Raw genomic sequence first — 13,308 nt, forward strand, 5'->3', positions numbered from 1 at the left:
AATGGCTACTTTAAATCCGCGTGACGTTGTCATCGTTGATGGTGTACGTTCAGCAATGGGTAAAACCAAAAACGGTATGTTCCGTAATGTACGTGCAGACAGTTTATCTGCTGAACTTGTACGTGCTTTAGTTGCTCGTAACCAGTTTGATGTTAACGAAGTTGAAGACGTGATCTGGGGCTGTGTTAACCAGACGCTTGAGCAAGGTATGAACATTGGTCGTAACATTGCGTTATTGGCTGATTTACCACGCACTGTTGCAGGTCAAACGGTTAACCGTCTTTGTGGTTCTTCTATGCAAGCAATCCACACGGCTGCTGCTCAAATTATGACTGGCCAAGGTGATGTATTCATCATTGGTGGTGTTGAGCACATGGGCCACGTGGGCATGATGCACGGTATCGACATTAACCCTGAAGCATCTAAGCACTATGCAAAAGCATCTAACATGATGGGCTTAACGGCTGAAATGTTAGGTCGTATGAACGGCATTACACGTGAAGAACAAGATGCGTTTGGTGTTGAATCTCACCGTCGTGCTTGGGCTGCAACACAAGAAGGCCGTTTCAAAAATGAAATCGTGGGCGTTGAAGGTCACGATGCAAATGGCTTCAAACAGCTTTGCGACATCGATGAAGTGATTCGTCCTGATGCCAACCTTGAAGCGTTCCAAGCTTTACGTCCTGTATTTGACCCGAAAGGCGGTTCTGTAACTGCTGCAACATCTTCAGCATTGTCTGATGGTGCTTCTGCAATGTTATTGATGTCTGCTGAACGTGCTCAAGCTTTAGGTCTTAAGCCACGTGCTGTAATTCGCTCTATGGCGGTTGCAGGTTGTGATGCTGCAATCATGGGTTACGGTCCTGTTCCAGCAACGCAAAAAGCGCTTAAACGTGCTGGCTTAAGCATGGCGGACATTCAAACAATCGAGTTGAATGAAGCGTTTGCTGCTCAAGGTCTTTCTGTAATGAAAGGCTTGGGTGTATATGAAAAGCAAGACATCATTAACTTAAATGGTGGCGCGATTGCATTGGGTCACCCATTGGGTTGTTCTGGTGCGCGTATCACAACAACATTGTTGAACGTTATGGAACAGCAAGATACGCAAATCGGTCTTGCGACGATGTGTATCGGTCTTGGTCAAGGTATCGCGACTATTATCGAACGTGTTTAATGTTTAGTTAAATACTGAGATAAAAAGAAACCCCGCTTATTGCGGGGTTCCTTTTATGTCTGAATCCAATCAGGATAAACTGCTTGGATAAGGTCTATTATTTTTTTCTCTAACTCTTGATATAATTTTTGATAAAATTCTAAAGATTTATCTTCATATTCATCTGATCTAGCTTTCCAAGTAAATTTCACTAAATCGTTATTATCTAAATAATCTATTCTAAAATTTGGACTTTTTCCTAAATCTTTCGAAAATATATAGAATGGCAATATTAAATGCCTAACATTTAAATGTTCTAGACCAACCAATCTCTCTACTAAAATAGATTTTGTAAATAATGGCTCATACCCATTGAAAAAATTATAACTCAACCATTCTTCATTAAAATTAATTCGTTTTCTATCACTTTGAATAGCTCTTTTAATTTGATTAAGTATACTTATTTCACTTTCATTAATTCCTTCATATTTTTCTTTAGTGTACCTAACAACGTCAACTCCATTTATTTTTTCATTAAATATAAACCCGCCTTTATCAATCCAATCCTGATCAAAAATATTTTTAAACCAACCATTAAATGAATCAGGGTAAACTAAATCATACTCTGATAGCGTTGACACATCAAAACCAGAATTAATAAACCGATCTACATGGTAAAAGTTAAATTGCTTTAAATTTATTAATTCGCTAAAACTCTTAGCGTAAATTTGACATTTATCATTTTTATACTTGTAGTTTACCAAATCTTCAGCACAAAATAATTCTATATTTTTCCATTTATTTTTACTTTTATCTTCATTGAAATAAAATTCAAAAAGTTCAACTAAACCTTCATCCTTTAATATATTATCCAATTCATTTTTGTAGTTTTCCAAAATATGCCTACTTAGTTCATGCAAAAATTTATCATCAATAAATTTATTTTCAAAGCCTTTATTCCACTCATTTCTATTTGTCTGCAACGTATTTTTAGCTTCAAAACCAAAGAACATAAGATATATATCAAACATCTGCTGATAATAACTTATGGAACCAACATTTTGTCCTTTAAAACCGCCATGCAAATTTCCATTTAATTTATTTAAATTTGACCTATTTAATCCATTAATTTCAAAATACAGGTTGTACTTCTCTACCCATATAGCATTTTTAAGACTAATCTCATGTGGGGGAAGAATATCATTTATTTTTGTTTGCCAATTTTCATTAAATTCATAAGGGAAACATATTTTTTCTAAAACATCGCTCTTGATACCTTCAATTTGAGTAGCCACATTGAAGATATCAAACATTTCTTCTTTTAATGGATCATGATCAGCATACAAAAACTGATATAATTTTGATGAATTAAAGGAATAACTTCTTGCTCTTCTTTTCTTCTTGAATTTTAAAATTATAGTTGTGCCTATATCTTTTTTGACATCTTTTTGTTCCTCGATAAAACAATAACCTCTTTTCGAATTTAGAGGAGAATTTAGCTCAATTTTATATGTTTTATAATCCGATGAATTCGTACTAATGATAGTTATTTTTTGTTCATCTTCATTAAGATCTTTTAAAAGCAAGAAAGCACTATGTAAACCTATTCCAAACTGACCAGATGGTCTCATCCATTTTGGCATTCTGTTAATTATTTTTTGGCGCTCAATATTTCGGCTTGAACCAGCAACTTTTTGCATATAATTCAAGTCTTGCAAACTTACACCAGTACCTTTATCTTCAATTCTAAATTCCCACCAAGCATCATCACTTCCCTCTATTATTTCTATTCTTTCAAAAGACAAGTTGATCGCATAACCATTTAAGGCACTCTGTGTTTTATTATCAAAAGGATGTGACTTTTTAGGTAACTTTATTTTTCCTTTTTCATAATCACACCATACTTGTATTAACGTCGCATCAATTGCGTTTTGAATTAACTCCCTAAAAATGTTTATATCATTTTTGTATAACCCACTTCCTTCTAATATTTCTAAAGCATTACTTTCATCAATGGAAAATTTCATTGGCTTATTACTTAATAAAACCTTATTGCCTTGCATTTTTACATCTAGTTGTTCAATAGTAGGAAGTGAGCCAAATTTTAGACTTGGTACAATCAAATTCCATTGTGACATTTGATTTTGAAATTCTTCACGAATCCAACCAAACCAATTTTGTGTTTCAACATAAGACATTTCATCGGGACATTCTGCTACAAGTTTTACTGTTCTTTTATCAAGTTGAAACTCACGTAATGATAAATGCTTATCATGATGATGTTTGCTTACAGAAGGTATATTGCTGACGTGCTTTGCCATGACAGGACAAAAACGATTGTCATCTAAATCAAATAAATCCCCCAAACGCAGTAAACATCCTATAAATCTTGGATGGCAATCTTCCGTACCCAATCCAGTTTGTTTATAAGGGATTGTTTCCATCAAAGTATCAAAATTCATACCATGAGAAACACAAATTTGTCCTAAATAACGATAAATTCGGTTAGGTAAAAGTTCGGTTCTTGGTGAAGTTATTCCTAAGTCTTTAAATGGATCTTCAACAATCTTGCCAACCCGCTTGTCATGTCCACGTCTAAACCACTCAGCAACTAATTGACGGTATTGTTCAATTCCATCAAAAGGATGATCTACAGTACCAATTGCTGATAACCAATTTTTTTCTACATAGGCTTGGCAGAATTTTTGAAGATCATGTCCTTTTTCATTTGCGATTGTTTGGATCATGAAATTGAAGTCTGGATTTGAATGTACTTCCTTAGCATTTTTAGCATCGACTAACATTCCAACATCATGCCAATAAGAAGCTTCTAAAATTAGCCACGTATCTGTGGCTGTTAGTAATTCAATATCATCACCCAATAGCCGTTCGATATTGACCAAAATTTGCTGTGAATGTGATGCATTATGATTACTAAAATGTGGGTAAAAACCACCAATATTTTCTAAAGCTTTTCCTACTAACTTTTGGTCAAACTCCCACTGTGCAAATAGAATTGCTACGTTTCCATCTTCTTCACACTTCTTTTTTAAATGGGCTATTAATTTAGTACTCATAATGAATTCATTTATTTAGTTGTTAGCCCATCCTAAACAATATTTACTTATTTTTTAAGTGGTTGTAGCCAAAAGAATTACAATAACTTTAATAATTTTTGACTTATATCCTTTACACCAATAATGTCGCAAAATGCTGTTTAATCCGCTTCCCCCTATTCACCCACCCAATGCAATTCACCGTTCAACATTAAAAAATTTATATTTATTCCACTTTAATTCGTGTACAAAAAACCCGCTTAACGCGGGCCTTTTATTTATTCAATCCACCACAAAACTAATCTTTAAATTGACCCGATACTCACTAATTTTATTGTCCTTCACCACAACTTTTTGCTCATTAATCCATGCACCTTGAATATTTTTTACCGTTTCAGAGACCTTGGTAATTCCCGATTGAATCGCATCCTCAAAACTTTTGGTGCTACTCGAGTTCACTTCTATAACTTTTGCAATACTCATGTCATCCATACTCGTTTTATTATTGGAGTACTCATCCTAAGCGCTGATTTTAAGGAGCGAAATACCGCTTAATCATTCTGCATCAGAATGCCACGGATCATGCACATTTTTTAATGTTTAGTTTCTATACAAATTTCAAAATTAAGCGTTGCCCATATTCAACACGCTATGACCAATCATTTTTCTACTCTATAACATTCAACATCAGCCAAAACAATTTTATAATTCACGCCAAAATACCTCACTATAAATATACAGTCTTTCAAATGTTATTCGTTTGTAATTTTAGTATCTTTTTCATACACTTATAAAAACTTATACCCCAAGTCATTTCAACAAAGCGTAAGATTCCACAGCCTTTGCTCCTTTAAGGCTTTTTTTGTTGGGAAATGATCATGAACTTTATTAAAACTACGCTTATTACAGCAATTATCGCAACATCTGCATCAGCTATGGCTGCTGAACAAGGCTTTCTTGCTACAGCTAAAGCAGATGCAATCAAAACTGCGACTGCTGTAAAAACCAATACTGTTGCAGCCAAAGATGCAACCGTAGCTAAAGCTGTAGCGACTAAAGAAGCGACTGTTAATAATGCCGTTGTAAAAAAAGAAGCTGCCGTAGCTAAAGCAACAGCAACAAAAGAAACTGCAGTAGCGCAAAAAGAAGCTGCGGTAGCTCAAGCAGTTGCAAACAAAGATGCAAAAGTGAATGCTGCTGTTGCAACTAAAGAAGCAACTGTTGCTAAAGCAACAGAAATCAAAAATGCTGCAGAAAAACCAGCAGAAACAGTAAAAGCTGAAGCGAAAAAAGAATGTGCAAAAAAATGCGCAGAGAAAAAAGCACAAGCTGCAAAAGCACAAACTGAAGAGAAAAAAGGTTTCTTCTCTTGGTTTAAAAAATAAGTCATTGTTGCTTATTGCTTAGTTAGAGCAAAAAAGGATGCCTCTCATAGCATCCTTTTTTTTGAGTTCAATCATTGAAAAATGACTGACCCTATTCATCGTAATATTTGAATGACAGTACACCAAGATCCCGTCGCTTATAAACTATTTTCCAGTTCTACACGATTGGCATGGCTCACTTGTTTCATTTGCTGATTCAAGGCCAACATCTCTTTATACAGTGCATTAAATTGCTTTAACGGCGCATCTTCATAAAACATAAACAGTTTATTTTTCTTTTCCCAACGGTTATTTTTAAGCACTGCAAAAATTTGATCGGCTTTGGCTAAACTTTGCTGTTCCAGTGAAAACAATGCAGATGCATCATCATTTTTTTGGCTTTCTCTTAAGCTTTGCACCAGTTGATGGCTATGAAGACTGCTGACGGCCAATTGTTTGGCTTGCTCTAAGCGATGTTGCTCCATCTCCTTAGTTTGCTCAGCATAAGCATCAACCACCGCATGTACATCTTTCAGCATTTTTTCTGTTTCTACATATTGCTGTTTTTTATCTCGGCTCAGGCGGTCAATATCTAAAAAATGATCCCAATTTAAGGCTTTTAACTCGCGTATATAACGATTTCGCGCCTCTGCTGTTTCAATCATTTGATTCAGCACAAAACTCGCCATAATTTGATAATCACCCGAAAGACGTGCATCAGAAGTATCAACTTGAATAGGCGTATCCACCTGTCGGGCTGCCGTTAAAATCTGTTCGGTTTTATCTAAGAGCACTGCTTGGTAGGCTTGCAAATTTTGCTCATCTTGTTTTTGCGCATAATATTGATAAAACAATCCACCAAAAATCAGCACTGTAGCAAAGCTTAAAATAAGCGAAATACGTGACATAAAAAGCTCCGAATACACTGAACTCAGCCACTTTGAATTTAAAATAAATTCTTTAATTTAATGTGTATAAGTCAGATGGTTCTATCTTATTTTGCTTTTGAATTTAAAATATGTACGCTTTGTTTTGCTTCGGTTTAATTTTAAATTCAAAGTTTTATCAACAAGCTTATTTTTAAATTCATTTAAAAAAAACAGCCTCAATATCGTTTTGAATTCAAAACTGATGAACACTTAATAGTGCAGATGTTGCATAGCTATCGTACTCATCTTAAGCGTGAGCTCACTGAATTCATTTTAAAATTTCACCCAATAGTTTCGCCCAATCTAGTCATCAATCCATTTGCATTTAAAGTAAAGTGATGTGCGACCTTATGCACACCACTTGTGGCTGATGATTGATGCCTACAATTTTTTGACAAGCAAGCTTAAGGTAATGTCCGCTCTAATATGCCTAAATTGAGTTGCTCACGACCCATTTGTACACTGGTGGCATTACGATCAATACCAAAAGGCTGAAGCATTATATAAAGGCCATTGCGTGGGTCTGATGATTGCAAGCCTTCTGCAATATTTAAAAGATGTTGCTGCATCACAAGGGATACACCCGAAAAATTGGGTGCAGGCTCTGGTGCCTTCACATCAAAGTTTTGAATCACTGTTGGGTCCGCCGCATAGTTTTGCATATTACGCTCCAACTTCATTACCTCTTGTTGCAGTGCTTTACGTTTTGCAGGTTCTTCTTGCGCAGGCTCAACCACGGTTTCATTACGTAACTCACGGTCAGCCATGACTGTTAATACTGGCAAACGTACAGTTTCACTGGCTTCATCTTTCGCTTGTGGTGCTGCAAAAGCATGTGCCGTACATAAACTCAGTACCGCACCTGTCATTAAAATATAGTGTTTTGGAAGATTCATAAGGCAATTCTCAAATTTTAAATTCAAAGATTTAATTTCTTCAAACTATTTTAAAATTGTACAATAAATCATCTTATTTTCTGTGGAACTCAGATAAACGGTTGCTGTTACAGCAATGCAACCCACTTATGCAAAGCGTGGAAATTTTGAATTCAATACTTCATTTTGGCTGTTGTGTTGCCTCTATACGAATCCCAAAACAGCGACATTAGACTATTTCAGCCTTTAATTGATTCCCCGATAAATTAAACAGCTCATCAAAATCACATCACTTTATTTTCCAATCCTCAGCAGTACCGGAAACGTAACCTCATAGTGCTGTGCAGGTGTTTGCTGAAAAAAATTGGCCATCTCTAGCAAGGGATTTAGCCCAGTTGACTGTACATAATGCTTTAGGCCCGACCAAGTTTGGAAATAGTCCAACAATTATTGCCCTGTCCAACTGTAATTGAGTTGCAGTGTAGGTACAGACTGTTCTGCAAAAGGAAATGGAATACTTTGATAGCATTCATCTATATAACGCCGTTCTGCATCCCAATAGCCATGAAGGGTAGTTTTATAGAGTTGCTGAATCAGATGGTTGAGCCGCTCATTTGATGCCTCTATCAACGCATAGCCTATGACCGCTAAACAGCCATGCGGTTTGAGTACGCGTTTTACTTCTGCATAAAAAGTATCAAAATCAAACCAGTGAATCGCCTGTGCAACCGTGACTAAATCCACGCTTTGCTCAGCGAGGCCAGATGCTTCGGCACTGGCTTGCAAATAGCGCACATTGGCCAATTGCGGTGCCTGTGCCAGTTGTGCTGCACTCAAATCAGTAGCTAACACCTGCTGAAAATACGGCGCTAAGTAACGACTAAACTGCCCCGAACCCGCACCACAATCCCATGCCAAAGCATGCTCAGGCACATACTGCATAATATGCTCAATAATTTCAGCAGAATAGCTAGGACGTGCCTGCCGATACAGCTGACTATTCTCGGAAAATAAATCCTTCATCTTTTATCTCTCAACTTATCCCTCGATGATGCATAGCTTAAATTTAGCCCGATGGTGCCCTAACCTGTGACTGATCATGCACAATCTTTAGACAGCCTAAAGTATGGTGACATATTCCAGAATAGCGAAAAGCCTAACAACGTAAATTTTAAAATATACATCAAACACGAATGTCTTCGTCGCGTATCAACAACATGAAATATCGTCTTTGAAGGTCGGATGGCAGAAGAAATCAAAATGATAGACAAAAAAAAAGCCCCAAACAATGTTTGAGGCTTTTTTGAATATGGTGGCGAGACCCAGGATCGAACTGGGGACACACGGATTTTCAATCCGTTGCTCTACCTACTGAGCTATCACGCCGATGCGGTGTATTAAGCCGTATCTGATCATATTAGTCAATCAAAATTATGATTATTTTTTCTGAGTGAATAAATTTTAGGCAAAAAAAATCCTTGATGGGATCAAGGATTGAAACTTTAAATAAGTTTTGAATATGGTGGCGAGACCCAGGATCGAACTGGGGACACACGGATTTTCAATCCGTTGCTCTACCTACTGAGCTATCACGCCGATGTCGCGTATTAAACAATTTAAGCAGCATGCCGTCAAGCACCGTCATGGCTTTTTTGTGTGTTTGTTTACTTTTACAGCAATATTTTATATCGATTGATTATTTTTTGTTTAAAACTCAGTTTTTTAGCCCTCTTTCTTTGCAATGGAGCATAAGCACTTAGCACTCTGCAAAAGTGCTTATGCTCCATTGGTCTTATTTTTAAAGAGAGCTCAACATCTATAGGGCATAAAAAAGCAGTCCGAAGACTGCTTAAGATGTGACTATGCTTGATTCAAGCCTTTACAGCTTGTCTAAATGCGCCAAGCAACGATGAATTGCACCACAACCAGGTTCAAATACTTTGACACCTTTTTCTTCTTCCATACGGCATGCTTCACTCACCAGCCTTTCTGCCACACCGCGACCCCGGTTGGCTGGATGAACTACAATATTTTCAAGGGTTTTACTTTCCCCTTGTCCCGTACACCAAATTGCACCAATCAGTTTGGTGTTGAATTCCGCCGTATAGATTAAGGTATACTGGGTTAAACTCTGCTCTAATTGCTCAATGGCATCCGCGCCGTCACTAAATTCTGGGCTGGTGTCATACAGTCGCTCAAGCTGGCTGCGTACTTCATCATTTTCCAAAGAAGTATAGGCATGTACGGTAATAGGCATTGATAAACCCTCCTGAGCAATCTAATATCGTTGACTTCGTCATTAAGGCGAAAATTTTACATCATTTTTGACGTTTTTGAGGAACGTGTCTATGACAGATCGTATCAGCGAAGTGGTAAGAAACACTAACGAAACTAAAATCCGAGTTCGTTTGAACCTCGATGGTACAGGTCAAGGCACACTCAACACAGGTATTCCATTTTTAGATCATATGATCGATCAAATCAAGCGACATGGCTTATTTGACATTGATATTCATTGTGATGGCGACCTTGAAATTGATGACCATCATACTGTAGAAGATTGCGGTATTACTTTAGGTCAAGCTTTCGCACAAGCTTTGGGTGATAAAAAAGGCCTTAAACGCTATGGTCATTTTTATGCACCACTTGATGAATCACTCAGCCGTGCAGTAGTGGATTTGTCTGGCCGTCCAGGTTTATTTATGGATATTCCATTTACACGTGCCATGATTGGTCGCTTTGATGTGGATTTATTCTCTGAATTTTTCCAAGGTTTTGTGAACCATTCACTAATGACTGTTCACCTTGACAATCTGAAAGGCAAAAACAGCCATCACCAAATTGAAAGTACATTTAAAGCATTTGCACGTGCACTTCGTATGGCATGTGAAATTGATCCACGTGCTGCCAATACTGTTGCTTCAACCAAAGGTACTTTGTAATGACCCGTATTGCCCTTCTTGACTATGGCATGGGAAATCTTCACTCTGCAGCCAAAGCACTAGAGCATGTAGGCGCAACAGTTGATGTGACCAATGACCCTAAGCTGATTGCTCAGGCAGATAAAATTGTATTCCCTGGTGTCGGTGCCATGCGCGATTGCATGCAAGGCATGCACGAAGCTGGCATTGATGAAGTGGTACGCAATGCCGTCTTCAACAAGCCTGTATTGGCGATTTGTGTGGGTATGCAAGCCTTAATGCAGCACTCTGAAGAAAATGGCGGTGCTGATGCACTGGGTATTTTTGAAGGTGTAGTGAAACGTTTTCCAGATGTAGACGGTTTAAAAGTACCGCACATGGGTTGGAACCAAGTTCATCAAGCAGATCCAAGCCATCCAATGTGGAATAACATTGAACAAGATGCGCGTTTCTACTTCGTACATAGCTTCTATGTTGAACCTAAAGATACGGCGCTCGTAGCTGCAACTTGTGATTATGGCCTAGAATTCTGTACAGCAATCCATCAAGAAAACTTGTTTGCGACGCAGTTCCATCCAGAAAAGAGCCATACTGCTGGTTTACAATTATTAAAGAACTTTGTGGAATGGAATATCTAAATCCATTTACCAATAAAAAAAGCCAACAAAACGTTGGCTTTTTTTATATTTTTTGTTCTTTGTTTTAAGACAATATTATTTTAAACATATAAATTCAAATATTTATAATTAAAAAATCCACATAAGCGATAAATAAAAAATCAAATATTCACTTAATATATTAATTAATTATTCATTTTAAATTACACAGTAAATAGCCAACACTTATCAAGTAGATACGATTAAGACTCTGTTTTTTATCAAAAATAATTACATTTTCTCACAATTCTTTTTTGTCACAATATTTGGTTGTTTTTTAACACAAAAACCATAAACAGTGACATATATCACTATTATCTACATTTTTTATATTTTGTTCACACTATGTTTGTCTGTTAAACATAAATAGTAAGACCTCTTCACATACTTTCAAATACAAGAAATGCAAAACGGAGAATTCCAAAATGTTTAAATTATTTTCGGGCAAAATCAGTGGCGTTTTAACACTGGGATTACAGGGTCTCACCAAAGCTGTGGGCTATATTTTAGATGCTGTGGTACATACAGCCGACGCGCTCATTGATACAGTGGGCGTAGTTCTCTCTCCACTCACGAGCGCTTTAAGCCATGTACCAATATTAGGTACAACGGTCAATAAAGTCTTAGACACAACCACCAACATTTTAGATTCAGTTACCCATGAATTACACCAAACTGCACATACGCTAAAAACAGGTAACCTTGAAGGCGGTGTCATTGACCTGCTTGATGGTGTGACCAGTATTGCAGGCAATGCAGTTACAGATGTTGCAGGCTTAGCTGACCATGTGGTTGGCTTAACCGATCCACTCACAGAAGTACTTGGTCAAGTGCCAGTATTAGGAGGTGCTGTTTCTGCTGTTGGTGGTACGGTAGATAACCTCTTGGGCTTTGTGGCTGAAACAGGCCAATATGTGGCAGATATCAACCCAACCGACCTTCTGAATGATCTTGCATCTAATCCAACAGGAACATTGGGTGGTGTTGTACAAGACCTTGCTGGCTCTGGTGCAAATTTAGTTGCCGATCTAAATCCACTGGTAGATCTTGCTTCACAAATTCCAGTATTGGGTGATGTGGTCGGTGCAGTCAGCGAAACAGGTACTAACTTAACAGGCTTATTAGGTGAAACTGGGCAATATATTGGCGGCATAGATGCTGGCCAATTTATTGGCAGTTTACTGACCAATCCAATTGCCACTACTGGTGAATTGGTTCAACAGGTTTCAGGTACAGTCGATAGTCTGCTTGATGACATTGCACCAATCACCGATTTAACCAATCCAATTCCAGTGGTGAATTTGGCTGTAGATGCTGTAGGTGCTGTTGCAGGAGGCGTAACCGCTGGCCTATATGATGCTGGTACGATTTTAACAACTGCTCCATCTTTACTGGATCAATTCCAATTGCCTTCTTTTGTCTAAATCTCTCCCCCACGACTTTAAGTCTCTGACTTAAAATCACAAAAAAAACCTGCTCTATCGGCAGGTTTTTTGGTATTTCATCTCCATGATGAACGGATTCAATCCAACTCCTAATGACTGCACTTTGCCTAATCTTTGAAAAAATATTAAGCTCAAATACTTGCTTACTTGCGTGTCCACACCATGGATCAATCAAAATACCCGCCCCTACCCAATAAAGAAGAAATTCAAGGTTTTCCACTGTTTCAAAACTTAGCAACCGAACACATTGTTGTGATTCAAAATAAAGAACAATGTCAGGCCATTGAGACTGAACTCACACAGGCCGCGCTATTGGGCTTTGACTCAGAATCGAAACCCACCTTTCAAAAAGGTGAAGTGGCAACTGGCCCACATTTGATTCAATTGGCCACGCAGGAACGCGCATATTTGTTTCAGGTAAATGCCGAAATTTTAGCGTTTTTAAACCCTATCTTTGCCAACAGAGATCAAATCAAAGTCGGTTTTGGTCTAAAAAATGACGCTCATTTATTTCGTAAAAAAGGGATAGAACTCAATAGCGTGATTGAGTTATCAAAGTGTTTTAAGGCCTTTGGTTTAGAAAATCCTGTCGGACTTAAAAATGCCATGGCGCTCCTGTTCCGCGTAAATTTCCCTAAAAGTAAAAGCATCAGTACGTCCAACTGGTCAAGAAAGCAATTACTTCCCCAGCAAATCGCTTATGCTGCTGCTGATGCCTACGCGCCTGTTCTGGTTTTTGAGGAGCTCCTGCGTTTAGGTCTATTACCCAAGGAAATCCCCAATACCTCGCTCAAACTGCGTATACGACCGAATAAAATAAATCCAGCATCAGACGCTTAGCGTTTTGCCAATACTTTGTTAAGATGGCGCACATTGTATTCAATTTAAGATTGGGCGAGGAGCGAAAGC

At 37.7% G+C, this 13,308-nt stretch carries 11 protein-coding genes, 2 tRNA genes and 1 pseudogene; 6 read left to right on the top strand and 8 right to left on the bottom strand.

Annotated features, from left to right (window positions below; all coding sequences use genetic code 11):
* Window position 1: 1 nt before the first annotated feature.
* Window positions 2–1,174 (top strand): acetyl-CoA C-acyltransferase FadA, encoded by a 1,173-nt coding sequence (gene fadA, locus EXE29_RS10995; RefSeq protein WP_120364686.1) that lies wholly within the window; start codon window positions 2–4, stop codon window positions 1,172–1,174.
* A 53-nt stretch (window positions 1,175–1,227) separates the two neighbouring features.
* On the opposite strand, the gene EXE29_RS11000 is transcribed toward fadA, so the two are convergent.
* Together EXE29_RS11000 and EXE29_RS11005 are read right to left on the bottom strand one after the other, a co-directional pair.
* On the bottom strand, window positions 1,228–4,230 hold the full coding sequence (locus EXE29_RS11000) for an HD domain-containing protein (protein WP_120364685.1): 3,003 nt from the start codon (window positions 4,228–4,230) through the stop codon (window positions 1,228–1,230).
* Between the two features lie 261 nt (window positions 4,231–4,491).
* Complete coding sequence (locus EXE29_RS11005) at window positions 4,492–4,692, bottom strand: dodecin family protein (RefSeq protein ID WP_106984307.1); 201 nt, start codon at window positions 4,690–4,692, stop codon at window positions 4,492–4,494.
* Between the two features lie 395 nt (window positions 4,693–5,087).
* Here EXE29_RS11005 and EXE29_RS11010 point away from each other — a divergent pair, with 395 nt between their 5' ends.
* On the top strand, window positions 5,088–5,594 hold the full coding sequence (locus EXE29_RS11010) for a hypothetical protein (protein ID WP_120364684.1): 507 nt from the start codon (window positions 5,088–5,090) through the stop codon (window positions 5,592–5,594).
* Window positions 5,595–5,731: 137 nt separating this feature from the next.
* Here the strand turns inward: EXE29_RS11010 and EXE29_RS11015 are convergent, their stop codons facing one another.
* From EXE29_RS11015 to EXE29_RS11040, 6 genes and pseudogenes are all read right to left on the bottom strand, one after another.
* On the bottom strand, window positions 5,732–6,481 hold the full coding sequence (locus tag EXE29_RS11015) for a hypothetical protein (RefSeq protein WP_120364683.1): 750 nt from the start codon (window positions 6,479–6,481) through the stop codon (window positions 5,732–5,734).
* A 425-nt stretch (window positions 6,482–6,906) separates the two neighbouring features.
* Window positions 6,907–7,398 carry a hypothetical protein gene (locus EXE29_RS11020; RefSeq protein WP_171406269.1) on the bottom strand — a complete coding sequence of 164 codons (492 nt, stop codon included), beginning with the start codon at window positions 7,396–7,398 and terminating at the stop codon, window positions 6,907–6,909.
* Between the two features lie 273 nt (window positions 7,399–7,671).
* A pseudogene (locus EXE29_RS11025) lies at window positions 7,672–8,400 on the bottom strand (class I SAM-dependent methyltransferase).
* 287 nt (window positions 8,401–8,687) lie between these two features.
* A tRNA-Phe gene (locus EXE29_RS11030) sits at window positions 8,688–8,763 on the bottom strand.
* A gap of 134 nt (window positions 8,764–8,897) precedes the next feature.
* Window positions 8,898–8,973: transfer RNA gene (locus EXE29_RS11035), tRNA-Phe, on the bottom strand.
* A gap of 283 nt (window positions 8,974–9,256) precedes the next feature.
* Complete coding sequence (locus EXE29_RS11040; protein WP_106984265.1) at window positions 9,257–9,634, bottom strand: GNAT family N-acetyltransferase; 378 nt, start codon at window positions 9,632–9,634, stop codon at window positions 9,257–9,259.
* 91 nt (window positions 9,635–9,725) lie between these two features.
* On the opposite strand from EXE29_RS11040, the gene hisB reads away from it, so the two are divergent.
* From hisB to EXE29_RS11060, 4 genes are all read left to right on the top strand, one after another.
* On the top strand, window positions 9,726–10,319 hold the full coding sequence (gene hisB / locus EXE29_RS11045) for an imidazoleglycerol-phosphate dehydratase HisB (protein ID WP_106984264.1): 594 nt from the start codon (window positions 9,726–9,728) through the stop codon (window positions 10,317–10,319).
* Window positions 10,319–10,936, top strand: a complete 618-nt coding sequence (gene hisH, locus EXE29_RS11050; protein ID WP_106984263.1) for an imidazole glycerol phosphate synthase subunit HisH — start codon at window positions 10,319–10,321, stop codon at window positions 10,934–10,936. Before hisB ends, hisH begins: the two co-directional genes overlap by 1 nt.
* A 443-nt stretch (window positions 10,937–11,379) precedes the next feature.
* Window positions 11,380–12,378, top strand: coding sequence for a hypothetical protein (locus EXE29_RS11055; protein ID WP_106984262.1), 999 nt, complete (start codon window positions 11,380–11,382; stop codon window positions 12,376–12,378).
* Window positions 12,379–12,561: 183 nt separating this feature from the next.
* Entirely contained in the window at window positions 12,562–13,239 is a 678-nt protein-coding gene (locus EXE29_RS11060; RefSeq protein ID WP_117006622.1) for a 3'-5' exonuclease, read from the top strand.
* The last annotated feature ends 69 nt before the right edge of the window (window positions 13,240–13,308 follow it).

Source organism: Acinetobacter sp. WCHAc060006 (assembly GCF_004209135.1).
Taxonomy (GTDB): Bacteria; Pseudomonadota; Gammaproteobacteria; order Pseudomonadales; family Moraxellaceae; genus Acinetobacter; species Acinetobacter cumulans.

Bases quoted from the DNA above. Each gene is read 5' to 3' on its own strand.
- EXE29_RS11005 (WP_106984307.1), bottom strand. From the start codon at position 4,692: ATGAGTATTGCAAAAGTTATAGAAGTGAACTCGAGTAGCACCAAAAGT.
- hisB (WP_106984264.1), top strand. From the start codon at position 9,726: ATGACAGATCGTATCAGCGAAGTGGTAAGAAACACTAACGAAACTAAA.
- EXE29_RS11015 (WP_120364683.1), bottom strand. From the start codon at position 6,481: ATGTCACGTATTTCGCTTATTTTAAGCTTTGCTACAGTGCTGATTTTT.
- EXE29_RS11055 (WP_106984262.1), top strand. From the start codon at position 11,380: ATGTTTAAATTATTTTCGGGCAAAATCAGTGGCGTTTTAACACTGGGA.
- fadA (WP_120364686.1), top strand. From the start codon at position 2: ATGGCTACTTTAAATCCGCGTGACGTTGTCATCGTTGATGGTGTACGT.
- EXE29_RS11040 (WP_106984265.1), bottom strand. From the start codon at position 9,634: ATGCCTATTACCGTACATGCCTATACTTCTTTGGAAAATGATGAAGTA.
- hisH (WP_106984263.1), top strand. From the start codon at position 10,319: ATGACCCGTATTGCCCTTCTTGACTATGGCATGGGAAATCTTCACTCT.
- EXE29_RS11000 (WP_120364685.1), bottom strand. From the start codon at position 4,230: ATGAGTACTAAATTAATAGCCCATTTAAAAAAGAAGTGTGAAGAAGAT.
- EXE29_RS11020 (WP_171406269.1), bottom strand. From the start codon at position 7,398: ATGAATCTTCCAAAACACTATATTTTAATGACAGGTGCGGTACTGAGT.
- EXE29_RS11010 (WP_120364684.1), top strand. From the start codon at position 5,088: ATGAACTTTATTAAAACTACGCTTATTACAGCAATTATCGCAACATCT.
- EXE29_RS11060 (WP_117006622.1), top strand. From the start codon at position 12,562: ATGGATCAATCAAAATACCCGCCCCTACCCAATAAAGAAGAAATTCAA.